Source organism: Blautia marasmi (assembly GCF_900258535.1).
GTDB lineage: Bacteria > Bacillota > Clostridia > Lachnospirales > Lachnospiraceae > Blautia > Blautia hominis.
In genome coordinates, this window is the sequence record NZ_OIWX01000001.1 from 1333896 (window position 1) to 1357608 (window position 23713).

The 23713-nt window shown below is 44.5% G+C and carries 23 protein-coding genes and 7 tRNA genes; 7 read left to right on the forward strand and 23 right to left on the reverse strand.

Features of this window, described 5'->3' with window-relative positions; translation table 11 throughout:
• Positions 1–3: 3 nt before the first annotated feature.
• Positions 4–1044 carry a LacI family DNA-binding transcriptional regulator gene (locus tag C6P39_RS05925; protein ID WP_104803140.1) on the reverse strand — a complete coding sequence of 347 codons (1041 nt, stop codon included), beginning with the start codon at positions 1042–1044 and terminating at the stop codon, positions 4–6.
• A gap of 277 nt (positions 1045–1321) precedes the next feature.
• Positions 1322–2788, reverse strand: coding sequence for a PucR family transcriptional regulator (locus tag C6P39_RS05930; protein WP_158661469.1), 1467 nt, complete (start codon positions 2786–2788; stop codon positions 1322–1324).
• A 257-nt stretch (positions 2789–3045) separates the two neighbouring features.
• Here C6P39_RS05930 and C6P39_RS05935 point away from each other — a divergent pair, with 257 nt between their 5' ends.
• From C6P39_RS05935 to C6P39_RS05955, 5 genes are all read left to right on the forward strand, one after another.
• Positions 3046–3648 (forward strand): GTP-binding protein, encoded by a 603-nt coding sequence (locus tag C6P39_RS05935; RefSeq protein ID WP_095175475.1) that lies wholly within the window; start codon positions 3046–3048, stop codon positions 3646–3648.
• On the forward strand, positions 3649–4101 hold the full coding sequence (locus C6P39_RS05940) for a hypothetical protein (RefSeq protein WP_095175476.1): 453 nt from the start codon (positions 3649–3651) through the stop codon (positions 4099–4101). It begins immediately after the preceding gene.
• Positions 4102–4121: 20 nt separating this feature from the next.
• Entirely contained in the window at positions 4122–5312 is a 1191-nt protein-coding gene (locus C6P39_RS05945) for an MFS transporter (protein WP_095175477.1), read from the forward strand.
• 47 nt (positions 5313–5359) lie between these two features.
• Positions 5360–6364 carry a uroporphyrinogen decarboxylase family protein gene (locus C6P39_RS05950; protein WP_104803142.1) on the forward strand — a complete coding sequence of 335 codons (1005 nt, stop codon included), beginning with the start codon at positions 5360–5362 and terminating at the stop codon, positions 6362–6364.
• Positions 6365–6490: 126 nt separating this feature from the next.
• The gene (locus C6P39_RS05955; protein WP_095175479.1) at positions 6491–7249 is read left to right on the forward strand and encodes a polysaccharide deacetylase family protein; all 759 of its coding nucleotides are present in this window, start codon (positions 6491–6493) and stop codon (positions 7247–7249) included.
• A 108-nt stretch (positions 7250–7357) separates the two neighbouring features.
• Here C6P39_RS05955 and C6P39_RS05960 read toward each other — a convergent pair whose 3' ends face one another.
• A complete protein-coding gene (locus tag C6P39_RS05960) occupies positions 7358–8752 on the reverse strand; it encodes a DUF2812 domain-containing protein (RefSeq protein WP_158661470.1) in 1395 nt (464 codons plus the stop codon).
• Positions 8688–9068 (reverse strand): PadR family transcriptional regulator, encoded by a 381-nt coding sequence (locus C6P39_RS05965; protein WP_095175481.1) that lies wholly within the window; start codon positions 9066–9068, stop codon positions 8688–8690. Before C6P39_RS05965 ends, C6P39_RS05960 begins: the two co-directional genes overlap by 65 nt.
• 268 nt (positions 9069–9336) lie before the next feature.
• Here C6P39_RS05965 and C6P39_RS05970 point away from each other — a divergent pair, with 268 nt between their 5' ends.
• Together C6P39_RS05970 and C6P39_RS27655 are read left to right on the forward strand one after the other, a co-directional pair.
• Entirely contained in the window at positions 9337–10539 is a 1203-nt protein-coding gene (locus tag C6P39_RS05970; RefSeq protein ID WP_104803144.1) for a coenzyme F420-0:L-glutamate ligase, read from the forward strand.
• Between the two features lie 251 nt (positions 10540–10790).
• Complete coding sequence (locus tag C6P39_RS27655; RefSeq protein ID WP_018593020.1) at positions 10791–10946, forward strand: hypothetical protein; 156 nt, start codon at positions 10791–10793, stop codon at positions 10944–10946.
• Positions 10947–11105: 159 nt separating this feature from the next.
• Here C6P39_RS27655 and C6P39_RS05975 read toward each other — a convergent pair whose 3' ends face one another.
• The 19 genes from C6P39_RS05975 to C6P39_RS06070 form a co-directional block, all read right to left on the reverse strand.
• Positions 11106–11738, reverse strand: a complete 633-nt coding sequence (locus tag C6P39_RS05975; protein ID WP_104803145.1) for an ABC transporter ATP-binding protein — start codon at positions 11736–11738, stop codon at positions 11106–11108.
• A 14-nt stretch (positions 11739–11752) separates the two neighbouring features.
• A complete protein-coding gene (locus C6P39_RS05980; protein WP_104803146.1) occupies positions 11753–13042 on the reverse strand; it encodes an ABC transporter permease in 1290 nt (429 codons plus the stop codon).
• Positions 13043–13055: 13 nt separating this feature from the next.
• Complete coding sequence (locus tag C6P39_RS05985) at positions 13056–14423, reverse strand: ABC transporter permease (protein ID WP_104803147.1); 1368 nt, start codon at positions 14421–14423, stop codon at positions 13056–13058.
• Positions 14424–14561: 138 nt separating this feature from the next.
• The gene (locus tag C6P39_RS05990) at positions 14562–15935 is read right to left on the reverse strand and encodes a sensor histidine kinase (RefSeq protein ID WP_104803148.1); all 1374 of its coding nucleotides are present in this window, start codon (positions 15933–15935) and stop codon (positions 14562–14564) included.
• Positions 15919–16596 carry a response regulator transcription factor gene (locus tag C6P39_RS05995; protein WP_104803149.1) on the reverse strand — a complete coding sequence of 226 codons (678 nt, stop codon included), beginning with the start codon at positions 16594–16596 and terminating at the stop codon, positions 15919–15921. The genes C6P39_RS05990 and C6P39_RS05995 overlap by 17 nt, the downstream gene beginning before the upstream one ends.
• A gap of 364 nt (positions 16597–16960) precedes the next feature.
• Positions 16961–17041, reverse strand: a tRNA-Leu gene (locus C6P39_RS06005).
• 42 nt (positions 17042–17083) lie between these two features.
• A tRNA-Lys gene (locus tag C6P39_RS06010) sits at positions 17084–17156 on the reverse strand.
• 19 nt (positions 17157–17175) lie between these two features.
• Positions 17176–17247: transfer RNA gene (locus C6P39_RS06015), tRNA-Gln, on the reverse strand.
• Positions 17248–17266: 19 nt separating this feature from the next.
• A tRNA-His gene (locus C6P39_RS06020) sits at positions 17267–17340 on the reverse strand.
• 30 nt (positions 17341–17370) lie between these two features.
• Positions 17371–17444 (reverse strand) — tRNA-Arg (locus tag C6P39_RS06025).
• Positions 17445–17465: 21 nt separating this feature from the next.
• A tRNA-Gly gene (locus C6P39_RS06030) sits at positions 17466–17536 on the reverse strand.
• Between the two features lie 28 nt (positions 17537–17564).
• Positions 17565–17639, reverse strand: a tRNA-Pro gene (locus tag C6P39_RS06035).
• A gap of 229 nt (positions 17640–17868) precedes the next feature.
• Positions 17869–18351 carry a metallophosphoesterase family protein gene (locus C6P39_RS06040; RefSeq protein WP_095175496.1) on the reverse strand — a complete coding sequence of 161 codons (483 nt, stop codon included), beginning with the start codon at positions 18349–18351 and terminating at the stop codon, positions 17869–17871.
• A 22-nt stretch (positions 18352–18373) separates the two neighbouring features.
• Positions 18374–18973, reverse strand: coding sequence for an XTP/dITP diphosphatase (locus C6P39_RS06045; RefSeq protein WP_095175497.1), 600 nt, complete (start codon positions 18971–18973; stop codon positions 18374–18376).
• 6 nt (positions 18974–18979) lie between these two features.
• Complete coding sequence (locus tag C6P39_RS06050) at positions 18980–20131, reverse strand: THUMP domain-containing class I SAM-dependent RNA methyltransferase (RefSeq protein ID WP_104803151.1); 1152 nt, start codon at positions 20129–20131, stop codon at positions 18980–18982.
• Entirely contained in the window at positions 20131–20673 is a 543-nt protein-coding gene (yfcE, locus tag C6P39_RS06055; protein WP_095175499.1) for a phosphodiesterase, read from the reverse strand. The genes C6P39_RS06050 and yfcE overlap by 1 nt, the downstream gene beginning before the upstream one ends.
• 40 nt (positions 20674–20713) lie before the next feature.
• Positions 20714–21043, reverse strand: coding sequence for a rhodanese-like domain-containing protein (locus C6P39_RS06060; RefSeq protein WP_095175500.1), 330 nt, complete (start codon positions 21041–21043; stop codon positions 20714–20716).
• A gap of 148 nt (positions 21044–21191) precedes the next feature.
• Positions 21192–21506: a hypothetical protein gene (locus tag C6P39_RS06065; protein WP_104803152.1), complete on the reverse strand. Its 315-nt coding sequence runs from the start codon at positions 21504–21506 to the stop codon at positions 21192–21194.
• A 504-nt stretch (positions 21507–22010) separates the two neighbouring features.
• Positions 22011–23708, reverse strand: coding sequence for an AAA family ATPase (locus C6P39_RS06070; protein ID WP_104803153.1), 1698 nt, complete (start codon positions 23706–23708; stop codon positions 22011–22013).
• Positions 23709–23713 lie beyond the last annotated feature (5 nt).

A 23713-nucleotide genomic window follows, 5' to 3' on the forward strand; every position in this document is an offset into this window, starting at 1 on the left:
AGTTCAGTTCAGATTATATTTGGTCTTAATATTGATCTCCGTATACATGTATTCTTTTTCCGGCATTCTGCCCCGTCTCAACAGATCCGACAAAATGGACAAGGCCCGGTATCCCTGATCATAGCCTTCCTGGTCGATGAGAAAATCCACGGTATCTTCCAGAAGCGCCTTCTCATTCTTAGGTGTCAGGTCATAGATGATGACATACGGACGTTTCTCAAGCTTCAGCTTGTCAAAAGCTTTTCTGACACCTGCCTGCCCGCCGGATGCCACAAAAATCCCCTCCAGATCCGGAAATGCAGACATAGCATTTACAATGATCTTCTCCACCTCATCCGTATGGTCAAAACTGCTCTGCACCCCCACCAGGTCCATTTCCGGGAAACTTCTCTTTAGCTCCTCCACAAAACCATCCACCCTGCGGCTGCCTGCACTGTTGGAAAAGTATCCGGTGATGACCAGCACCTTTCCCTTCCCACGCATCATCATTCCCATAAGTCCGGCTGCCGTCCGGCCGCTTTTCCAGTTGTCAAGTCCCACAAAACAACAGCGTTTTGTTCCTACTATATCAGAGTTAAAGGTGACCACTGGTATGTTCCGCTCCTCTGTCAGTGCGTTGAGCTTAACCCTTACATTGTCACAGTCCACAGGCATGACAGCCAGTCCGTCAATACCTGCCTCCTCCAGTTCCGTGATCGCCTGCATCTGCTCGGATTCATCCACAGATGCATTCTCCTTTATGATCACTTCCATACCCTGGTCCGCCAGCTTCTTGGCCGCGTCCCGGATCCCTTTATTGACCTGCAGCATGAAGGATGACTGGGATAACTGGGTCACTACGCCGATCCGCTTCCCCCTGCTGCCCTGCTTTCCTGCACTGTCTGCTTTTTTCCTGTGTTTTGGCACATATCCTATTTCAGACGCTATCTGTTCTATTTTTTTTGCCACCTCCGGGTTAATTCTTCCCCGGTTATTCAAAGCCCTGTCCACAGTTCCTCTTGAAACCCCTGCAAGCTCTGCAATCTGTTGTATTGTCCCCGCCATAATCCGCCTCCGGAATTTTTTGATTGATAGAATCTCTGACGCACACGCAAAGCACACGTATATTCCAATTTAGCACGCGTTTTTTCTATTATATCCTTTTGCACGCTTTTTTACAAGCGGTATATGAAAAAACATTGTAACTGTTCAGTACCTTCACAGTTACAGGCAAAAATCCATGCAGAATCGCCTTTGGCGATGGGATTTTTGCTTGGCTGCCGAATGCTTTCTTACGGTCAACGCAGTGAATGCGCAGACCTACTGAATAGTTACAAAACATTTACTTCCGTTCCGGCAGCCCATGGTTCATTTTACGATATAATTCTGTGACCATAACAGATACCTGCATATAATTTCTGGTATAGGCATCTTCCAGATCATATCTCAGAAGTTCCTTGATTTTCTTTATTCTGTACAGCAGGGTATTCCGGTGTATATAAACAGCCTGGGAAGTGTTCAAAACCGAACGCTCGTATTTCAGATAAGCGGAAAAGGTATCAAACAGCCCATCCTGCTCCTCCTGCTCTCTTTTCCATAGACTTCTCACATCCGGATGGCAGGCGTACATCATATGCTCCAGACTGCCAGACATAAGGATATAGTTGATCCCCATGTAATAAAAATCCAAGATCTTATCACTGCTTTCTCCAAGCAGATCCTTATTGTCCACAGCCGCTTTTGCCTGTGTATATAAATATGACAGGTGAAAGATCCCTTCCATGGGAAGGCTGATCCCCACATCCGCATCTGTCTGCAGAAAAATCTGCCGTACCCGCTCTCTTTTAAAGGCCCCGGACTTACTAATGTTCCATATTAAGATAAATTCCTTTTCCCTGCCGATCATTCTGCATTCAGGAAAAATCCCCATTAGGGTGGAACGCATGACTTCTGCAGCTTTTGCCGAAAGTTCTTTTCGCCGGGTCCTCACTATGACCACCTGATATCTATCCCCTGCGCTCCATCCCGCGTACATCAGCTTTCTGTTTAGTTTTTCACTATCTGTCATTTCATCATTCAGGAGACTGTAAAACACGGAGTTCTCCGCATTTCTGTTCTTCTCCCCCCGCTCATTATCCAGATAATGATGCATCATCTGCAGAAGCATCTCCAGCATCTGGTAGTCCCCCTGATTCAGGGCGCGGTCTTTCTCTATCACATTGATCCGCAAAAAAAACTCATTTTGAAAAATGAGAGCACCTGTGATTCCCTGACAGTTCAGTATTGTGCCCTGAAATTTAAAAGGAAGTACTTTCTCATACTCAAAATCATGCTCCGGGTAAAAGGATCTCATATATTCCAAAGCCTGAATCGAGGAATATCCATATCTGGACAGGTACGCCCACTCCCTGTCCCCATCGTCCTCTCCATACTGGGAACTCATGCCCAGCACTTTGCAGTCTGTGTCAAACAGGGTCATAGGATTGTGGAAAACCCGAAAACACGCATCCACCAGATCCTGATATGCCCTCTGTGTGATAAGCCCCTGAATATTCTGGTACCAGTCATCATAAAAATCAAACACACTCTGGATTATATCAAACCCCTCCGCAAGCCTTACATCTTTCAGCCGTATACTTCCGCTTTCCGCGCTGCATATGGTATCATTTTCATCCGCATAGATGTAAGCACAGTCCGTTGCATACACAAGCCGCGCACTTTTTAAAACCGGAGGATCGCTTTCACGCAAATGGACCTCCATATCAAGAAAATATATCCGATTGGCAATCATATGCATACTTAACTTCATAAATCTCCCTTTCCCCTCCAAAATCTCTGCACATTCTACATCACATGATACCATAAATCGACAAAAAAATATATAATTCGACCCAATTTCAAGATTTGTGCTTATCACACCAAATACGGACTCTATATTTTTGTTTTTTTGTGCGTTCAGCTTCTATATTTTTTCTCTTTTCTGTCCTATAATCCAATTAATTCAGAAATTAGCAGTAAACTATTTACCCTATATCATCTCCATGGAAATAAGAAAGGGGGGATTTTATGAAAATTTTAATTCTGGGGGGCTTCCTGGGGTCAGGAAAAACTTCTCTCCTGCTGCAGCTTGCCTATTACATCACCGGTCGTTCCGCCCATGACCCGGAATATAAAGTGGTCATACTGGAAAATGAAGTGGGGGAAGAGGGTATTGATGACAAACTGCTGCGGGGGAACGGGTACCGGGTGGAGAATCTTTTTTCCGGGTGTGCCTGCTGTACCCTGTCCGGAGAACTCCTCACAGCAGTCCACAACATTCAGGAACAAATGAAGCCGGACTGGCTCATCCTGGAAACCACAGGCCTCGCCTACCCGCATTTGATCCAGAAAAACCTGGCTGACAGTATGCATCTTACTTCCAGAATCTGTGTTGTCACCGATGCCTCACGATGGGAACATCTTTTGACGCCGCTTCACCAGCTTATATCCGGACAGCTAACAAACGCAGACACCGTGCTGGTCAATAAGACCGATTTGGTTACTTCAGACTTGCTAAATAAAATGGAACAGCAGATCTCGGAGATAAACCCGCACCCAAAGATTTTCCAGACTTCAGCAAATCAGCCGGTTTCTCACAGTATCTGGGATTTTGTACTGGGGGTGATCTAAATGCATGAAAATTCCCACGACTGCACACACGGACATGAGCAACACACGCATTCCCATAGCCACGAACACCATGAACACACTACAGTTTCCCTTCATAAGGATCATATGGTCATTCATTTAAACGCCTATGAACAAGACGCTGCCAGTGTCGTGTCCCTGGAGTGGAATACCTGCGGGGATGTACGGCAGACAGAACTTTTGGTGAAGCAGTTTTTCAAAAAAATCGCCCGGGATATCACAGAGCATAACGGTATAATCGGGCACATAAAGGCATCCATGGAAACAAATGAGGTTATCATGATTTCCCTCACAGACACAGACGCCATGAAAAAAGCCGCGCAGTCTCCAACTATATCCATACATGCCGTCGTTATTGCCCTCTGCATAGAGAAAGATACATTGACACATCTTGTAGAGTCCGCAGTTGACAGCAGCCCCTTATTTTCCATCTGACCACAAGGGAGGGAATCACTATGGCAGAACAGAAAAAATACACGTTAATGAACACGGTAGCTGTGTTGTCTGTCAGTACCTTACTATATCTGGCCGGCATCAATGCATCATCCCTGGCTTATTTGGTCAAGGAATTTCCGCAGTATGATATCACAACCGTAAAGCTGTTTTCCACTATCCCGTCACTCATGATGATCGTCTGCTCACTATTGTCGGGAAAACTGATACAGATTTTCCCCATTAAGAAGATTGTCATCAGTTGTGCCTGTCTTATGCTGGTGGCAGGCTTTGGTACTTATTTTTTATTTAATCTTCCATCCATCCTGATCATGAGGGTAATCTACGGTATGGGTTCCGGAACCGTTTTCCCACTGGCGAATGCGATCATTCAGCAGCTCTATGAGGGGGACGAAAAGGCTAAGCTTTTGGGATTCCGTGCCGCCTTTGGCGCACTGTTCGGAGCCGGGGTAACCTTAGTAGGCGGCTGGCTGACCTCCTTTGGGTGGAGATATGCATTCTTTGGATATCTGTTCGCAATCCCGGTAGCGCTTCTGGTACTCTTTTTCTGTCCGTCCAACGAGCCTATAAAAAAAGAAAAAACCTCTTCCAGCGCGGGAGAAAAGAAATACACGCGGAAAACCTTTTATGTTCTGCTCTTTGCAATATTTTTTAACGCGTGCATGATGTCCTTTAATGTTGAACTTTCCCTTGTCATAACAGGGGAGAATATCGGCGGCGCCGGTCAGGTTTCCATGGTTGCCTCCACCAACACTATTTTTGCCTTTATCGCAGGCCTTGTATTTGGCACTCTGCAGAAAAAGACACGGCGATATATGGCGATCATATCCACAGGACTTGTTGGACTGGCTCTGACACTGTTGTGTTTTGTCCAGCAATTTCCTTTATTTATTATATGCGGCGCAATCTTTGGACTTGGTTTCGGCTTCTACAACCCCACATACAACCTGCTGATCGCGGGGACCGCTGCAAAACCAAAGTTTGGCTCCCAGGCAATTGCCATTTATACAAGCTGTGTGGGACTTGGACAGTTCCTCTCTCCTTACCTGATCAGCGGTGTCAGAAAACTGCTGGGCCTGAATATTCCCAGGGCGGAGTGGAGGATCACATCCACAGCCACCATTTGCCTTGTTGTGGGTGCCGCAATATACATTCTTGTCACCGGAGGAAATAAAACGGCAAAACAAAACTGATCCAGCTACAGCAGGAAACCAATCATCTATGAAAAGGAGGAAATATTATGTTAACTGAGAAAGAAAACTATTTGATGACGCTGCGCGGAGAAACCCCTGAATGGGTACCAAGACTTCTGATTCCCTCGCCCGGACATGCGCCGGCTACTGCCTGGGTAGGCCCAGGATTCCTGAATGCCAGAAAAAATCCTTCAGGCGGGTTTGACATCTGGGGCGTGGAGTATGTTGCCACCAAAGAAACCGGTTATATGTCTCTGCCCAAACCCGGAAAATTCATACTCGATGACATCCGTCACTGGCGCGATGTTATAAAAGCACCTGATATTTCTCATATTGACTGGGAATCCATGGCTAAAAAAGATATGCAGCATATAGACAGAACGCAGACGGCTGTCACTGCCACCATCCATGTTGGTTATTTCCAGCAGCTCATGAATTTCATGGGATTTACTGAGGGACTCTGTGCTATGCTGGAAGAGCCGGAGGAAGTAATGGCACTCTTTGAATATTTGAATCAATTCTATGTGCAGGTATGCAGCAAAGTGAGGGATCACTACAAACCCGATGCCTGGGCTATCACAGATGACACGGCTACCGCCACCAATCCCTTCATTTCCGTTGCTATGTACAGGGAAATGGTGAAACCATTCCACGCAAGTGAGGCAAAGTTTGCCCAGGAAGCCGGACTGCCTATTGACATGCATGACTGCGGAAGATGTGAAGACTTTATTGAGGACTGGCTTGACTTCGGTGTGTGCGCTTGGAACCCTGCCCAGACCATGAATGACCTGGTGGGAATCAAGAAAAAATACGGAAATCGTCTGGTTCTGGAAGGCTGCTGGGATTCTTCAGGTCCTGCGGGCTGGCCGGGCACCCCTGAAGAGGTGGTCAGAGCTGAGGTCCGGAAATGCATTGACACCTTTGCTCCGGGAGGCGGATTTGTTTTCTGGGCAAGTACATACGGCGCACCGGACGATGAAGAGATTAAAAACAAAGCACGCTGGATCGCTGAGGAATATGACTCCTACGGAAGGAACTTTTATAAGAAATAACAGGCTTGATACGGGAAAGGGTTGTATACCTTATAAGGGGTATGCATCCCTTTCTCTGCCTGCTGCGTTCTTTTCTGCCCCCAAACGGCATATCATTATAACAACATTCTATTGGGGGATTCTCCCTTGCTTAAAAAATTGATCAATACCATTATCACACTTGGATTTGCCGGTGCACTGGTACTATGTGCTGTTACATATCTGCCAAAAGCCGTCTCTGTCAGCAGCACTGTCGGAAGCCGGGAACTCCCCATCTACTGTGTAAAGACCGATAAACCACAGATTGCCATCAGTTTTGATGCTGCCTGGGGCAATGAGGATACTGCCACACTCCTGGACATTCTGGCAAAACACAATGTCAAGGCCACCTTTTTCATGACGGGCGGATGGGTTTCCAGTTATCCTGACGATGTAAAAAAGATCTATGAAGCAGGCCATGACCTGGGCAACCACAGTGAGAACCATAAATACATGACCAAGCTCACAGACGAGGAAAAAACCCAGGAGCTCATGTCAGTACACAATAAAGTAAAAGAACTGACCGGATATGAAATGTTTTTATTCCGTCCCCCCTATGGGGACTATGACAACGATGTGGTTAAAAATGCCCGTGCCAATCACTACTACCCGATACAATGGGATGTTGATTCCCTGGACTGGAAAGATTACGGCGCTGACGATATCATAAAAAGGGTCACGGAAGATTCCCATCTGGGCAGCGGGAGCATTATCCTCTGCCATAACGGGGCCAAATATACCAAGGATGCACTGGACACCCTTATCACGACTCTGCAGGAGAAAGGATATGAATTTGTTCCAATATCACAACTTATTTATAAAGACAATTATCATATGGACCATGAGGGCAGACAGATAGCAGACTAAAAAAGACAGCGTACAGAACCGTGGAATATCCTTCCGGAACGATTTCCGGAAACTATATCCATTTCCCTGTACGCTGTTTTTACCGCTTTCGATTTCCTGCAGTCTTTCTTATAAAATGCCGGGCAGTTCCCTCATTTTCACAGCCGCCCGGCTGTCAACAGTTTCCCGGCTGACCATACTTTCATGAACTTTGTATCGGACGATCAAAATATACGGACCATTTCTTAAAATGGATACCCGGTAAGTCACCTCAGGAACTTCCTCCCCGGACTCCTCCGTCTCCTTCCTATTCCAGTAATCCGGTTCATGATAAAAAAACCCCTGTACATATATGTTTCCATCCCAATACGCACCGGATTCTCGGTAATTCGGGCTGCTTTTGCTCAGTTTCCTTATATAATTTAAAACCCCTTTATACCTGGACTTATATAATGTATAGGAAAATTCATTTCCGCTCTGTGATACCCGATAACTTTCCTGTTCCAACAGGATGCTTCTGCTGCTGTCGTGGAGTCCCCTTTGAACCACACCGGTTTCACTGTCCTTTGCATCATTGTCCGGTAAAAGCAACGAATACTCCAGAAAAGGACCATCCCCAGTCATCCATGTGTCCTCCTTTGGCTCCTCCATACCTGCAAGGGTGTCTATTTTATGTAAACCCATTATCATAATAACGATAGCAGCCAATGCAAACAATAGATATCTCCACCGAAATCCGTTTTTTCTTCTGCTCCACATAAAAAGATACAGGCTTCCGTATATAATCACAAATAATAACAGAGTTGCCAGCCCTCTCCAATCCCTGTCCTGTATCAAACCGCGCAAAATCCCTATATAAAAGAACAAACAAAAAGTTTTTGTGGCTATATCCTTTAGGCGGAATAAAGGATAGGACCTGTATCTCACGGGCTTTTTCTGTGATACAGCTCTTTTTGCCGCCTGGCACCACACCAGATAAAAAACCACACCGGCTAAACCGCTAAGAAAAAGATACAACATACAAAACAGCGCAAGGACTCCCCCATTGGTTTCAAGAAGCACGCCCAACTTATATCCCGCCAGACTGGGTGCTCCCATAAGAGCAGGCCAAAAATAAATGCCCGCAAATAACACGCCTAAAACCATGAGCAATACCGCCTGCTTCCGAAACTGGCTCTTCACTGCCTCCATCTTCAAAGCCTCGTCAGTCTCCACAGGGACAAGGCCCCTATCTTCACTCCATAAAATCTGCATACATTTCTCGGCACACGCAAAATGCCAGCCTGCACGCTCGCAGTAGAACTGAAAATCCCCGGACTTCTCGTTTACACTCCCTTCCCACATGGAAACATCTTTTAATATAACAACCGAAAATTTCACATTCCTAGGCGTCTGCCTCTCAAATCCCCAAAAGCCTCCATTCGCATCCTTCAGCATCCATCCACGAGCTGCCATTTTTTCAAAGAAATACTCCATTGCCGGAGCATCCAGGACTCCAAAGGTTCTCCATCTCCAATACAGCATCTCCATCCCCCTCCAATCTGGCAGCCCCGTCCCTTGCCATGGCTAAAATACGGCGATACTCCTTTTTCAGGGTATCATCCCCTTTTTCCGTGATCCGGTACCACTTTTTCCGGCCTTCCTGTCTGGTCTCTTCGATCATATCACCCTCCTGGAATTTTCCCAGAAGCGTATACAGGGTTCCGGGTCCCACCTGTACACGGCCCCCTGAGAGAACTTTTACTTTTTCCATGATATCCACTCCGCAGCATTCATCCTGCAGGGACATGAGAATATAGTACATAGGTTCCGTCAAACTCTGAAATTGTTCTCTTGGCATATCTGCTCCCTCCCCTTTGCCTTATAAATCATCGCTTTCTGTTATTTCGCATCACCGGCGTATACATCGCTTTCGGCAATATCGTTATACGATATTTTTTATCTTCATTATAATATCGTATAACGATATTGTCAAATAAAACGCATTCTACCCCAATACAATTTTTTTGTCGGTTTCTGTCAGGATTTACTTGCTTATTTTGGCAACAAACCGTAGAATAGTAATGGTGGCAATGTCCACGAAAATGAAAAAATGGGGGAATATCATAATGTCTAAAATGGTAGGTACCATATCCCGCGGCGTCCGCGCTCCAATTATCCGTGAAGGGGACAACCTGTCGGAAATCGTAGTGGACTGCGTGCTGGAAGCTGCAAAAAGCGAACCCTTTGAGATTCGCGATAAAGATGTAATCGCTGTCACAGAGGCGGTGGTTGCCAGAGCCCAGGGCAACTATGCCAGTGTGGAACAGATTGCCAAAGATGTACATGAAAAATTCGGTGATGATACCGTTGGTGTCCTCTTCCCGATCCTCAGCCGGAACCGCTTTTCCATCTGTCTGAAAGGAATCGCCAAAGGCTGTAAAAAAATCGTGCTCATGCTGAGCTATCCTTCTGATGAAGTGGGAAATCATCTGGTGGACCTGGACGTCATGGACGAAAAGGGTGTCAATCCCTGGACCGATGTACTGTCAGAAGAAAAATACAGAGAATTGTTCGGATACGAAAAACACGTATTTACCGGTGTTGACTATGTGGACTATTATAAAAATGTGATCCGTGAGAGCGGCGCAGAAGTGGAGATCATTTTTGCCAACAATCCAAAAGCGATCTTGGACTACACAACCAGTATCCTCACCTGCGACATTCACAGCAGAGAACGCACCAAACGCATCCTGAATGCCAATGGCGCAAAAAAAGTCTACGCGCTGGATGATGTTATGACACACAGCATCGACGGAAGCGGATACAATGACAAATACGGCCTGCTTGGCTCCAACAAAGCCACAGAGGATACTGTGAAGCTCTTCCCTATCCGCTGCGAAGAAATGGTTGATTCCATACATAGATCCATTCTGGAAAAAACCGGCAGACATGTGGAAGTCATGATCTACGGTGACGGCGCCTTCAAAGACCCTGTGGGAAAAATCTGGGAGCTGGCTGACCCGGTCGTATCACCTGCCTACACAGAGGGCCTGAACGGAACTCCCAATGAGGTGAAGCTGAAATACCTGGCGGACAATGATTTCGCTGATTTATCCGGAGATGAATTAAAAGCTGCCATTAAAAATTACATCCAGGAAAAAGATGAAAAAGCAGAAAACCTGAAGGGTACCATGGTAACCCAGGGCACGACACCAAGACGCCTGACGGACCTGTTAGGCTCCCTGGCAGACCTGACTTCCGGTTCCGGAGATAAGGGTACGCCTATTATCTATATCCAGGGATATTTTGACAATTACACAAAAGAATAATGGGTATTAAAAATCCGGGATTCCGGTCTTTTCTAGACTGGGATCCCGGATTTTTGTCTGCCTGCCGGTTTCTGTATCCCCCGGGGCATTCCTTTAGTCGGTACAGCAAAGGCGACGGTTTCCGCTTTTTTATCCTCTCTCTTCATATCGTATGTAAATATTCGACAAAAATCGACTTCGCTTATAAAAATCGTTCACCTGTTTTGCATATTTTATTGACTGCAGGTGCATCCTATTGCTGAGGTGATTTTATGGCATCCTATATATCCCCGGCAATCCGGGACAAATTTGAAACTCTGTCTGTTGATTTAAAAAACTGTATTCTGGAACGAAATGTCCACTTAGAATCCCTGCCTGATTTGATAAAAGTTTTAGAAGATATAGTGGCAGAGTCAGAAGGCAGATAACCGCCTGAACGCAAAAAGGACTTCCTTCTCAGTATAAACTGAACCGGAAGTCCTTTTTGTTTCCGCTCTGCAGATCACAAGAGTTGAACCTGCCCCCACTGCCGACCAGATAAACCGGCTGAAGGAAGGGATAGCCGAAAACTTGATAAGGTCACATTTCTAAAGCCCGTTAACTATATTTCCTTTGCGAAGTTTCAAAACCACATCAGCCTGTCTTGCCAGCTCATTAGAATGGGTGACCACAACCACGCATTTATTCATCTGATGTGCGCTTTGCTTAAGTATTTCCACAATTTCCGATGCCGTATCTTCATCCAGATTCCCCGTCGGCTCATCTGCCAGAATGACAGGCGCCTCACTTGCCAATGCCCGTGCTATAGCCACCCGCTGTTGCTGACCGCCGGAAAGCTTCAGCACATTCCGTTTGGCTTCATCTTTTGTAAGCCCAAGTTTTTCTAAAACAGGCATGGCCGGAAGGCGGGATGTCAGAGCTATATTTTCTATAGGTGTCATATAATCGATCAGGTTAAAGCTTTGAAAAATAAAAGATACATGCTCTTTCCTGTGTTTTACCAAATCAACTTGTTTCAGTTCCTCCTCGTTGAAAAATATTTTTCCCATGGCAGGCACATCCAGGCCACCAAGTAAAGAAAGAAAGGTTGTCTTCCCACAGCCGGACGGACCGAGTATTGCATATAATTTACCCGCTTCAAATTCAGTTGTTACTCCTTTTAAGATTGGTTTCCCCAACCGGTATAAATACGTCAGGTTTTCTGTTTTCATAATGCTCATAATTTCAATTCCTCCTAATCTATTTTTGTAAGAATATCTTTTGGTTTCAAACGGATTACCGTATAGGACGCAATTGCTACACATAGCCCGACCACCAGAAATCCAATTCCACAGACAGAGACTGTCTGCCCTATCGTCACGCCCACATTAATCGTGTCTGCATCCACACCTGTCCGGCCTGCGAGAATCGCACAAACTTTATCGGCAATCAGTCCAGTCAGAAAATATGATGCAGTAAAAGCAAGTGCTGCCACGACAAAGTTTTCCGCTAAAAGCTGTCCGATGATGTCTGCTTTACTTTTTCCAACTGCCAGAAGTATGCCAACCTCTTGCTTTCTGTTCTTTGTCCACAAAAATAGAAGGAGTCCAAGTATAGCTATACCTACTGCTGCTATTGCTGTTACCACCATACCTACTGATTTCTGTATGGATTCTAATGGGTTGGATATTGCTTCGTATTCCTCATTGATAATCCTGGTCTTTAAGGTCTTACCTTTCATTTCCGGCAAATTCTCAACCTCATCACGTACGGCTTCGATCCTTGCCGGGTCATTTACCAATATGTCAATGCTCGGATATCCTTCAATCTCACGCCCAAAATTCTCACGCATCGTGGTAAAGTCTACAAACCCGGCATTCTCCGGAATTTGTGATGCTATCATAGCATCTCCGCCTGTGCCGCCTGCACCTGAATAGATCCCAATAAGCTCCAATGTCACTTCACCATCTATATCCATGTTATATAGTTGTATTTTGTCCCCAACTTTAAGCTGATTCCGTTTGGCTACTTCCTCTGAAAGGATAATTACATGTTTATCCTCTTCCGTAATATGGCGTCCTTCCTCCAGCGTGAACTTTCCACTTTGAAATGGGTCGCTGTTTTCAGAATTTAAAACGGCAGTGTTAGGCACTGGCATTTCTCCCATGCTAAATTGCCCGGGAATATAGTCAAAATTAATTCCTGACCCCCAAAACCCCTGTTCATTCTGAGCATTTATCCCTACTACTCCTTCAATCTTTTTAATCGCATTGACCAGTTTCTCTGCGACAAAATCTCCTACATAGGAGTGTATTGCTCCGTTTTCCCCTTCTTGTGTCGTCCGCGGACCATTCTCAACATCTGCCTCCAGCCGGACGATACCGCCCACCTCTGTCCTCAGATTTTCTGCATTATCTACGGTTGCCTTCTGAATTGCGATGCCAGTCAGGACAAAAGCCGCCAGACAGGTTATCGTTAAAAATAAAAGCAGGCTCCGTAGCTTCTGTCGCCTGCAATACAGCAATGCACGCCTAATAAAATTCATGATCTCGTTCCTCCTAACTCATTTTTGTTAAAATTTCTTTTGGCTTCAGGGACATCACTTTAAAGCTGGATAACACCACGGCTGCGGTCACAGCCACTCCCTGTCCCAATAACAGGAGCAGTGCCAGACTGCCATCAAACTGTAGATATTGTTTTACCTCAGTTCCTTTTGCAATTCCAGTTTCAATAGCACCTATATCAATGCTTGTTTTCAATAGCCCCCCAAACACCATGTTATCAATGCCATCCGCTGTCAAATAGGACAGGACTGCTGAACACAGGAATGCTGCCAGAAAGACACCCAACACCTCTGCCACAAACTGTCCGGCTATCTCCTTTTTTGTCTTGCCTATTGCCAGCAGGATTCCTGCCTCATGCACCCGTCCCCGAATACGCATGGTAAGGATCAGGATCAGCACGGCCATACTCGCCGCAGAAGCACATACGATCAAAATTCTGATCAGATGTTGGATTGCACCGAGGCTGCCTGCTATCTCCTTATACTGAAAATCATTCTCCCGGAGGGCAAAATCTCCCCAGTCAATGGTTTCCATCTTTTCTACTTGACTTATAATCTCCTTTAACAAGAGCGGGTCTGAGACATAGAAATTCACTTCCCCTTTGTACTCTCCCTCCTTCTGCTCATTCAGTTCCACTAAAAAATTGTGGTCAGAGAATATCAGGTTTTCTTTGCGCCCCGGTGTGGGGGTACCAGCCTCCCCCGGCTGTCCTGTCTTATCTTTATAAATACCGACAATCTCAGCTTCTGAAAATGCATTCTTTATCGGAATCGAATCCTGGTACTCCCCGTCAGCCTTATTAAGACCCGCATGGGTGAATTTCACACGGTCACCAACTTTTAACTGGTTAGCCAAAGCAAGCTCTTCACTTATCAGTATTTTATTCTTATCCTTTTTTGTAAGGTGGCGTCCTTCTGTAAGTTCCAGCTTATTTTCTATAAACTGGTCTGCCAGAGAAGTATAATTCATAGCAGCTACTTTCCCCATATTGCTCCCATCATTGAAACCTTCACCCGGGATAAAGTCCAATGCGTCACTTTTTGCATAGCCATAATTTAATGCGTTGCAATATTTTATGTTCCCTCCTTCCATTATTTCCCTGATATTGTCGTCTGTAATAGCTGAAGTTCCCCCCTCACTGCGAATCATCTTACCATCTTCTAAATCAAAGCCAGATGCAGGACGCAGATAGAATGCCCCTCCAATGGATGTCCGCAGTTCCTTTGCCGCAGTATCGGCTGCCGCCAGTATCGAAAAGCAGATAAGCAGAAATGCCGATATCAGGCAAAATAGTGTAAACAAGGTGACAGTCTGTCCTTTTTTTCTTTTCATATAGAGCAATGACCGTCTAAATACATTCATAATAAAACCATCCTTTCATATGTTCTGAATGCAGCTTTGCTGTATCTGTTTAGAATCATAAACAGTTGTGCTTAACTACAATTCAAAGTATATAAAAGGATGGTTTTGTTATGAATTAGGATTGATTTAGTTTTGGTTTTATTTGAAGTATACCGTAAAGCAAACTCCATGCGCACTGTTCTGTATGGTGCAAGACAACCCATGCAAATCCAAAATTGTTTTGACAATATAAAGCCCCAGACCGCTGCCTCCGGTGTGTGTATTACGTGATGCCTCCACACGGGTGAGAGGTGCAAACAGATTCTCCTGATAATCTTCCGGGATATGGACACCTGTATTTTCTATCAACAAAGCTTCCGCTGTCAATTCAACTTTTACCTCTGCCCCATCCGGGGAATATTTGATCGCATTATTCAATACGTTTGAAATTACCTTTTCAAACAGCTTTCTGTCAACCTGTATGACAACATCACACAAAGCACTGCTGTCCAGCCTTATATTCTTCTTTTGTGCCAATGGAGCATAGACATCCATAAGTTCGCACACGCTCAGACGGATGTTTACACTCTGCTTCACCAGTCTGAAATCATCGGATGTAAGCCTTGAAACCGTCAGGATCTCCTTTACCAGATTCTCCATGCGCTCAATTGTTTCCAATGTCAATGGGAGGTATTTTTCCTTATTCTTATAATCTCCAATTCCATAAATCATACTTTCTACCTGCCCCTTTAAAATGGTAATCGGGGTTTTTAGTTCATGGGAAACGGCTGCGAAGAAGGTTCGGCGTTGCCGTTCCTGCTCTTTTTCTTTTTTAATATCCTCCTGAAGCTGATAGTTTGCTCCTTCTAATTCTGACATCGTGCCATTTAGCTTCTCTGCCATAGTATTCAGGCTCTTTGCCAGCACACCCAGTTCATCAGTCCGGTTAACATCACAGTGCCAGGTCATATCCAGTTCTGACATCCTTTTGGATATCCGGCTTATCTGTAAAACAGGCCTTGCCAATATCCGGCTGCATAGAAAGGAGCCAATGATAGAAATAAGAACAATAAGAAGAAAGATCCATGGCAGAAGCCTTTTAAAAACAGCTGCCATCTCATTTACACCTTTCATCCCTTGAGCCATCATCAGGCTATAAGGAGTATCAGAATCTATAAATCGGATTACCGAACTTACAGTCTGTGTTGCGCCTACATTCTCTGTACTGCCTTTCTGTAAAACATCAATTTTGCCAAATGTAAGACTTTCTCCTTCTCCCTGTAATGATACTGTTGCATTGTTTTCAAGACAGAAAGCTGTGATTATTTTTTCTGCTTCATCTCTGGCTGCTTTTTGCAATGCCTCAGCAAGCTGTTCAGCATTTTTAGAAAAATTCCGATTAGCCTCAGCTTTATAGCTTTGGGGCGTTACAAACATCACAATACCATAGATCAATAAACTGGTTATGATCAGAATGGCTCCAATGCTTAGAAACATTTTCGCAAATATACTGCTTTTAATCTTCTTTCGCAAATCGATATCCCACCCCTCTGACAGTCTCGATACAGTCCAGATCCAGTTTCCGCCGTAAATTCATGATGTGGATGTTGACTGCCTTTTCATATCCTACATAATCATACCCCCACACCAGATTGAGAAGTTCGTCTCTTGTAAATACCCTTCCTTTATTCCGCATAAAAAGGACGAGCAGGTCGTACTCTAACTTTGTTAAAGGTACTTCGCTGCCTGATACGAAAACCTGTACCCCCACCGGGTCCAACCGGATATTCCCATGGCAGAGGCAGTCCCCGTCTTCTGTATTCTCCGCCTCGACGGACCGTCTAAGCAATGCTTCTACCCGTTTGAGCACTAATTTAAGTGAAAAAGGCTTCGTCATATAATCATCCGCTAATACGTCAAAGCCTCTCACCTGGTCGTCCTCCTCATCCAAAGCCGTCAGCATGAGCACAGGAACTTGCGATTCTTTTCTAATCATTTCACAGACGGCATATCCGTCAATTTTAGGCAGCATAAGGTCCAGCAGGACTAAATCATACTCCTTCTGTCTGAAATCCGTGATGCCTTCCAGCCCATCTCCGGCTACATCCACTTTGTAGCCTGCATCGGTCAATAATTCTTTTAAAATATTCTGTATCTCTGTTTCATCTTCAATAATTAAGATATTTGCCTTCAATATAAATACCCTCCTGTTATAACCTAAACTTGTAAAGTGAGGCGGCCATTATCAAAAATGCCCTAATTAAGGATAACACAGAATGATTTCATTTTGGTTTAGTTCTGGTGATTTACAAGTAATTTCCAGTAAAACAATTCTGTCCATTACTAGCATAGCAGAAAAAAAAGCACTGAATCCCACAAACAAGAACTCACTATATATCATCTTTACTGGCTTTCGTGAACTGTACATTGCATTTGTTCACGTCCATATTTCTTCCTACTATTATGTGTCAACGCAAAAAAAGAGCCTCTTCCCTCTCGGAAAGGACCCTTAATTTAATCGCAACTTTCTTAATATAGGAGTTGCTCTGCTACATAACTGCGGATAACAGGACTTGAACCTGCACGTCGTAGACACCAGAACCTAAATCTGGCGCGTCTGCCAATTCCGCCATATCCGCATATTACAGAAAAAAATAGGAACAAGCACCTGCTTGTTCCAGTGAAGCATCGGGGATTCGAACCCCGGACAACTTGATTAAAAGTCAAGTGCTCTACCAACTGAGCTAATGCTCCATAATATTGAAACTTTGAACTGGGCTAGCTGGATTCGAACCAGCGAATGCAGCAGTCAAAGTGCTGTGCCTTACCGCTTGGCGATAGCCCAAGAGCGCCGTAACGGCAAGGGTGGGTAAAGGGATTCGAACCCTCGGCCTCCAGAGCCACAATCTGGCGCGCTAACCAACTGCGCTATACCCACCATAATCCATTATGCATCTTTCGACACAAGCGTGCTTGAAGGGATTCGAACCCCCGACCCACGGCTTAGAAGGCCGTTGCTCTATCCAACTGAGCTACAAACACATCCTCGGTTTTAAAACCGAAAGCGGGTGATGGGAATCGAACCCACATATCCAGCTTGGAAGGCTGGTGTTCTACCACTGAACTACACCCGCACGGGCACTACTTGCACTTGTTGAAACATCGGGGTGACAGGATTCGAACCTGCGACCTCCTGGTCCCAAACCAGGCGCTCTAGCCAAGCTGAGCCACACCCCGAAAGGTATCTTACCGTCTTACGCAAGTGCTCTTGCCTGACGCAAGATAAAATATACCATAGGGAAAGTGAAAAGTCAACACTTTTTTTAGGAATATTTTTATCTATTCCATTTTTTGACATATTTCCCCGGTTTTCCCTATTTCCCATATCAGTTCCCGTCAAAATACATACCTTTTGGGGGATGGCACCTGTGAGCCCTCCCCAGATGCCATTCATATGATTTTTCTATTATTTCAGATAATTAATTGTGTAGTGAGCTTCCCCATCCCTGTCGATTTCCATAAGGATATAGCTCGGTTCATGTCCCCACTGTCTGGGATAAGAAATACTTCCCGGATTTAATACCGTCAGATCTTCCTCTATTTTCAGCTCAGGTCTGTGGGTGTGCCCGTACATGACAATATGGAATCCTCTGGCACGTGCCTCCTCCTCCAGACGGCTGGTCCCCATGGATACACCATAGTAGTGTCCATGTGTGAGCAGTGCATGGTAATCCTCCAGCCACAGCTCCTCCTCCCTGGGAAGTTCGGAAAAGAAATCATTATTTCCTGCCACTATATGTACGGGACATCCTGAGATTGCCTCAATATAGTCCTCATGCCCTTCCACATCTCCCAAATGGATCAAATGCTGGATATCTCCCACTTTTCCCAAAACCTTCTCCAGATTTCCTTCATGACCATGGGTGTCGCTGACAATTAATACCTTCATATTTGAAAGTCCTTTCCATTTATTATAATAAATGTTCCTTCTCCAGCAAATCTTTCATACTGCGCAGGGCATTTCCCCTGTGGCTCACGCTGTTTTTCTCATCCGGCGGAAGCTGGGCAGTGCTGCAGCCCCTTTCAGGAAGATAGAAAATGGGGTCATATCCGAATCCGTTCTCCCCTCTTTCCTCATAACCGATCATGCCCTCTATTGTCCCCCGCGTCACCAGCTCCCTGCCATCCGGAAATACAGCCGCAATGGCACATACGAATCTGGCCGTACGTTTTTCATCCGGCACCCCCTCCAGACGATCAATGATATTCTGGTTCTTAATCTTGTAAGAGGTATCCTCTCCCATATAGCGTGCAGAGTAAATACCCGGTTCCTTGTTGAGATGATCCACTTCCAGCCCCGAATCATCTGCAAGCACCATCTCACCAGCCAGCCTGCAGACGGCCCGTGCTTTGATCAGTGCGTTCTCCTCAAAACTCATGCCGTCTTCCACAATGTCAGCCTCAATACCTGCTTCTTTCATGGATAAAATTTCAACCGGAAGGCCTTCCATGATTTCCCTGATCTCTTTCATCTTATTTTCATTGCCGGTTGCAAAGATCAATCTTTTCATCTGCTGTTAACTCCTCTTTTTCTTTGGGGGTTTCGGCCCCAAAAACTGATAGAAATACGTTTTTATCATGCCATTGTATATCTTCCTGTTTTTATCTGCTTTTCTTCCTATGTAGCGCTCTGCGTCCTGATAGGCTGTGATCAGATACATAGACCAGGAATCCAGCGCCTGATAACGCTCTCCTATGGTCTCGTAAAGGGAAGGAAGATTCTCCTTATCTTCCAGGCGTTCTCCGTATGGAGGATTGGTGACAATAAAGCCGTATTTCTTAGGATGGCTCAGGTCTTTGATGTCTCTCTGCTGAAAATGTATCAGCTTGTCAACACCTGCCCTCTCCGCATTTTCTCTGGCTCCCTTGACCATTTCAGGGTCCAGGTCATATCCCTGGATATCCGTATCCACAGACAGATCAATCATTCCCTGTGCTTCCTCCCGAACCTCATACCAATGTTTTCTTGAAATGAGATGTTTCCAGTCCTCACATAGAAAATTTCGGTTCAGTCCGGGTGCAATATTAGCGGCAATCATAGCTGCCTCAATGGGAAATGTTCCACTTCCGCAGAATGGGTCCACCAAAATACGGTCCTTATACCAGGGTGTCAGCATGAGCAGCGCTGCTGCCAGAGTCTCTGTTATGGGTGCCTTGCTGGTCATCTGCCTGTATCCTCTCTTGTGGAGAGAGATACCTGATGTGTCAATGCCAATAGTAGCCACATCTTTCATAAATGCCACACGAACCGGAAAACTGGCCCCGTCCTCCTCAAACCAGTCCACATGATACACTGCTCTCAGGCGTTCCACCATGGCTTTTTTCATGATAGACTGAATATCAGAAGGGCTGAACAGCTGGCTTTTCACAGAATTCGCCTTAGCCACCCAGAATTTTCCGTCCTGAGGGATATATTTTTCCCAGGGAAGAGCTTTTGTTTTCTCGAATAACTCCTCAAAAGTGACAGCCTTAATTTTAGCCACCTTTAAAAGTACCCGCTCCGTTGTGCGCAAAAACATATTTGCCCGGACAATTGCCCCGGCATCTCCGAGAAATGTCACTTTCCCGTCCTCTACTTCACTGATTTCGTAGCCTAAATCCTGTATTTCCCGTTTTAATACTGCTTCCAGTCCAAAATGACATGGTGCGATCAATTCAAATTTTTCCATTATAATTTTAACTCCTTAACAATTTCCCCGTCAAATCCGCGGATTGAGAACAAGCCGTCCTCCAGCACCGCATAGGTGGGGATATTTCCTTCCTTGGGAATGGAAACAGAACCCGGATTCAGGATAGTATAGTTTTCCTTCTTATCTGCACGCAATACATGGGTGTGGCCGTGTATAAAGATATCCCCATTTTTCATAGGCGGCAGATTTTCTTCATTATATATGTGCCCATGGCTGGCGTAAATAGTGCGCTCCCCATCCATGATCATGCAGTAATCAGCCATAATCGGAAACTGGAGCACCATCTGGTCCACTTCCGCGTCACAATTGCCACGTACCACATACAATTCATTTTTATATTCATTGAGCATGGCGATGACTTCTTTTGGCGCGTAATCTCTGGGAAGGTCATTTCTGGGACCATGGTACAGCAAATCCCCCAGCAGGATCAGACGGTCTCCATTCTCCGCCTTATATGCTTCCAACATCCTTTTACAGAAATAGGCTGAACCGTGGATGTCTGATGCAAACATGTATTTCATAGATATATTCTCCTCTGTTTTTCTCATTAAGCTGTTTCGTCTACCTTATTTTACTATGCTCTGCGGGAAAATACAAGTTCGTTCCTTTATATGCGTGGAAACCGCCTACAACGGATTTCACACGGTAGCCTCTCTGCATCAGTTCCCTGGCTGCCAAAAGGCTGGCGCTTCCCCTGTCGCAGTAAAGAACAAGGGTCTTATTGGCGGGAAGCGCTTCAAAGATATCAAGCTCCTCATACGGAATGTTGACAGCTCCGTCAAAATGGCTTGCTTCATATTCCTCTTTGTCACGCAGATCTATGATCATAACATTCCTGTCCCCATAATATTTATCCAGATCATGGGCTGAAATTGTTTCAATACCAGTCATATGAATTACCTTTTTCTTCTATTATATGCATACCAAATCCAGGACGCAAATAATAGAAACCACGCCCGCGCGGTTTCTATCATCATAAATCAGGGAGATTCCGGATGTTGTCCGAAATCTCCCTGACTGTATCCTCTTTTAGTTATAATTAATAGTTGTACTCTGAGGATGTGTTGTTTTTAGAAGAGTTTTTGCTGTTGGAAGAAGACTCATTCTGTGAGTTTCTTGTTCCGCAGTTCTCTGTTCCGTTTTTGTTTCCTGAATAGGAGTTCTTCTGAGAATTCTGGGAATTCTGAGAATTCTGAGAGTTCTGGGAGTTCTGAGAATTCTGGGAATTCTGAGAGTTCTGGGAGTTCTGAGAGTTCTGAGAATTCTTGGAGTTCTGAGAGTTCTGAGAATTCTGGGAGTTATTTGCATTAGTGGATTTGTTGTTGCTTGACTCATTGCTATAATTTTTAGCCATGACTTTACCTCCTGGTTGTACATTTTTATTTACAGTCTTATTATGTCTTTTCTGCTCCAAAATATTCGCCACTGTTCAATTCTTCTTCTTTTCGTCAATTTATCCGGCTAAAATCATTAATATTTCCTTTTGTTATGCGTATCTCGTCAAAAAAGGATTGCATTTTTTTTCCTTTTATATTATAATATGGGTTGTAAAAAGAATTTACCCTTCAAAAATTTTTTTTACATTATAACCCCTTATTTAATTATTTATACTCCCCTCGAAACACCCTGTAGCTCCCCTACAGGGTGTTTCTCTGTCTATTTATAAGGGGTTGGGGGATTTCTGTGATTTACATCTCTGGGATGTGAGTGATCACAGGAGAGTTTTTATACCACTTTTACACCACTAAGCATTTATGGAGCATGGTTATACTTGTGTGGCCCAGAGTTCCTGCATAACCTTAGGCGGGATTCCGTTCTCCAGACCTCTGGCAGCGAATGTATGCAGTCCCTTTGCTTATCACTCTCCATTTACAATCAATACCTTTTTCCCCTGAAAAGCAAATCCATATTTATAAATTCTTTCTCGGCAGATTCCTTTTGCTTCCAAAGAAGCGGCATAATCCCTTTCTTCAATCTGGTGCAGTGCTGACCGGGCGGTATCATCCAAATCTTTTTCTTTCCTATCCTGAACTTTGAACTCCAGAATCATTGCCGCCTCATTTAAGTCTCTCGGCTCCATCATAACGTCATAGCGGCCAAAACCACTTTCCCGGTTAGATGTAATCACATAGCGATTTTCCAACTCAACCATAAGGCCCAGAACAAATCCATGATAGAACCGTTCCGGTTCACATTCTTCAGATGGCTGGCTTCCGCTGTCAAAAAAACTAAAAGTCGTTAGGGCAACACGATTCATATAAACATTCATGGCTTCCAGATCATTTTTCAGCAATGCCTGAATGAAGCCATTGTAATTAGATGAAGTCGGGGAAAACCAGTCCCTTACCATATTTCGGAACATAATCATAACTTCGAGATTTGTAATTCCTAATGTATAGTCCTGTTTCCAATACTCATACAAAGAATCCTGTACTTTTGTTCCGCACACTTTTAAATATCCGCTGGCAAGCAACAGGCTCCATATTGCTTTCTCGTCAAAATCCAGCTGGTCGTATACAATCTGCTCGTCGACTTCTGTAGTAATGGTCTCCCCAGTTAATAACCGCTCAAACGCCTCCTTTATCTGTCCCGTTCCCTTCTGGATCTGGCTACTGATCAGTCGGTTACTGCTAGTATTAGCCCAGTATGGACCTGCATTATGGCTTTTCAGATAATTAATGATTGACCACGGATTATATATATCTTCTTGATTTCCAAACCTGAAGCCGTCATACCATCGCTTAACTTCGTCTTTCCGGTCATACAATCCATACTCCTGCAAGGCCTCATCCACTTCTGCTTCTGTAAATCCGAAGACATCCGCATATTGATTTGACGTGGTCGTTATCACGATTAGATTATTCAAATCTAAAAAAATAGATTCTTTACTAACTCTGGTAATTCCTGTCATAATAGCACGTTCCATATACGGATTATTCTTAAAAGTTGCATTAAACAGGCTTCTGTTAAATGACACCAATTTTTCCCAATATCCTCCAACATAAGCTTCCTGCATAGGCGTATCATATTCATCTAAAAGAATGATCACTTTCTTACCATAATATCGGTAAAGATAATCCGATAACCGATGTATTGCTAAAGAAGCCTCATACTCCTCCATATCAGCCGATACACTTAAAAAATACTCTTTTTCTTTTGCATTTAGAACACTGTCTTTCAGCAGAAAATCATATTTATTGTATAATAACTGAATCAAAATACATATTTTCTTCTTCACTTCGCTGTAGGAAGTCTCCTTAATAGTGGAAAAGCTCAATGCAATCACTGGGTATGTTCCCTGGAGCTCCCGATATTTTTCTTCCTTCCATATATTCATTCCATGAAAGATATCTGTCCCGGCGTAATTCACCGAGAAGAACTGTTCCACCATACTGAGAGTCAGTGTTTTTCCAAAGCGCCTCGGACGTGTGATCAGCGTAACATCATCTTTCTCTTCCCACCAATCCTTTATGAACATGGTCTTATCAACTAAAAACACGTTTTCTTTCCTTATTTTTTCAAAATCCTGCAATCCGATGCCCACAGTTCTTGCCATATCCC

Coding starts and splice junctions, on each gene's coding strand:
- C6P39_RS05925 (WP_104803140.1), bottom strand. CDS start 1,044: ATGGCGGGGACAATACAACAGATTGCAGAGCTTGCAGGGGTTTCAAGA.
- C6P39_RS05930 (WP_158661469.1), bottom strand. CDS start 2,788: ATGAAGTTAAGTATGCATATGATTGCCAATCGGATATATTTTCTTGAT.
- C6P39_RS05935 (WP_095175475.1), top strand. CDS start 3,046: ATGAAAATTTTAATTCTGGGGGGCTTCCTGGGGTCAGGAAAAACTTCT.
- C6P39_RS05940 (WP_095175476.1), top strand. CDS start 3,649: ATGCATGAAAATTCCCACGACTGCACACACGGACATGAGCAACACACG.
- C6P39_RS05945 (WP_095175477.1), top strand. CDS start 4,122: ATGGCAGAACAGAAAAAATACACGTTAATGAACACGGTAGCTGTGTTG.
- C6P39_RS05950 (WP_104803142.1), top strand. CDS start 5,360: ATGTTAACTGAGAAAGAAAACTATTTGATGACGCTGCGCGGAGAAACC.
- C6P39_RS05960 (WP_158661470.1), bottom strand. CDS start 8,752: ATGCTGTATTGGAGATGGAGAACCTTTGGAGTCCTGGATGCTCCGGCA.
- C6P39_RS05965 (WP_095175481.1), bottom strand. CDS start 9,068: ATGCCAAGAGAACAATTTCAGAGTTTGACGGAACCTATGTACTATATT.
- C6P39_RS05970 (WP_104803144.1), top strand. CDS start 9,337: ATGTCTAAAATGGTAGGTACCATATCCCGCGGCGTCCGCGCTCCAATT.
- C6P39_RS27655 (WP_018593020.1), top strand. CDS start 10,791: ATGGCATCCTATATATCCCCGGCAATCCGGGACAAATTTGAAACTCTG.
- C6P39_RS05975 (WP_104803145.1), bottom strand. CDS start 11,738: ATGAGCATTATGAAAACAGAAAACCTGACGTATTTATACCGGTTGGGG.
- C6P39_RS05980 (WP_104803146.1), bottom strand. CDS start 13,042: ATGAATTTTATTAGGCGTGCATTGCTGTATTGCAGGCGACAGAAGCTA.
- C6P39_RS05985 (WP_104803147.1), bottom strand. CDS start 14,423: ATGAATGTATTTAGACGGTCATTGCTCTATATGAAAAGAAAAAAAGGA.
- C6P39_RS06040 (WP_095175496.1), bottom strand. CDS start 18,351: ATGAAGGTATTAATTGTCAGCGACACCCATGGTCATGAAGGAAATCTG.
- C6P39_RS06045 (WP_095175497.1), bottom strand. CDS start 18,973: ATGAAAAGATTGATCTTTGCAACCGGCAATGAAAATAAGATGAAAGAG.
- C6P39_RS06050 (WP_104803151.1), bottom strand. CDS start 20,131: ATGGAAAAATTTGAATTGATCGCACCATGTCATTTTGGACTGGAAGCA.
- yfcE (WP_095175499.1), bottom strand. CDS start 20,673: ATGAAATACATGTTTGCATCAGACATCCACGGTTCAGCCTATTTCTGT.
- C6P39_RS06060 (WP_095175500.1), bottom strand. CDS start 21,043: ATGACTGGTATTGAAACAATTTCAGCCCATGATCTGGATAAATATTAT.
- C6P39_RS06065 (WP_104803152.1), bottom strand. CDS start 21,506: ATGGCTAAAAATTATAGCAATGAGTCAAGCAACAACAAATCCACTAAT.
- C6P39_RS06070 (WP_104803153.1), bottom strand. CDS start 23,708: ATGGCAAGAACTGTGGGCATCGGATTGCAGGATTTTGAAAAAATAAGG.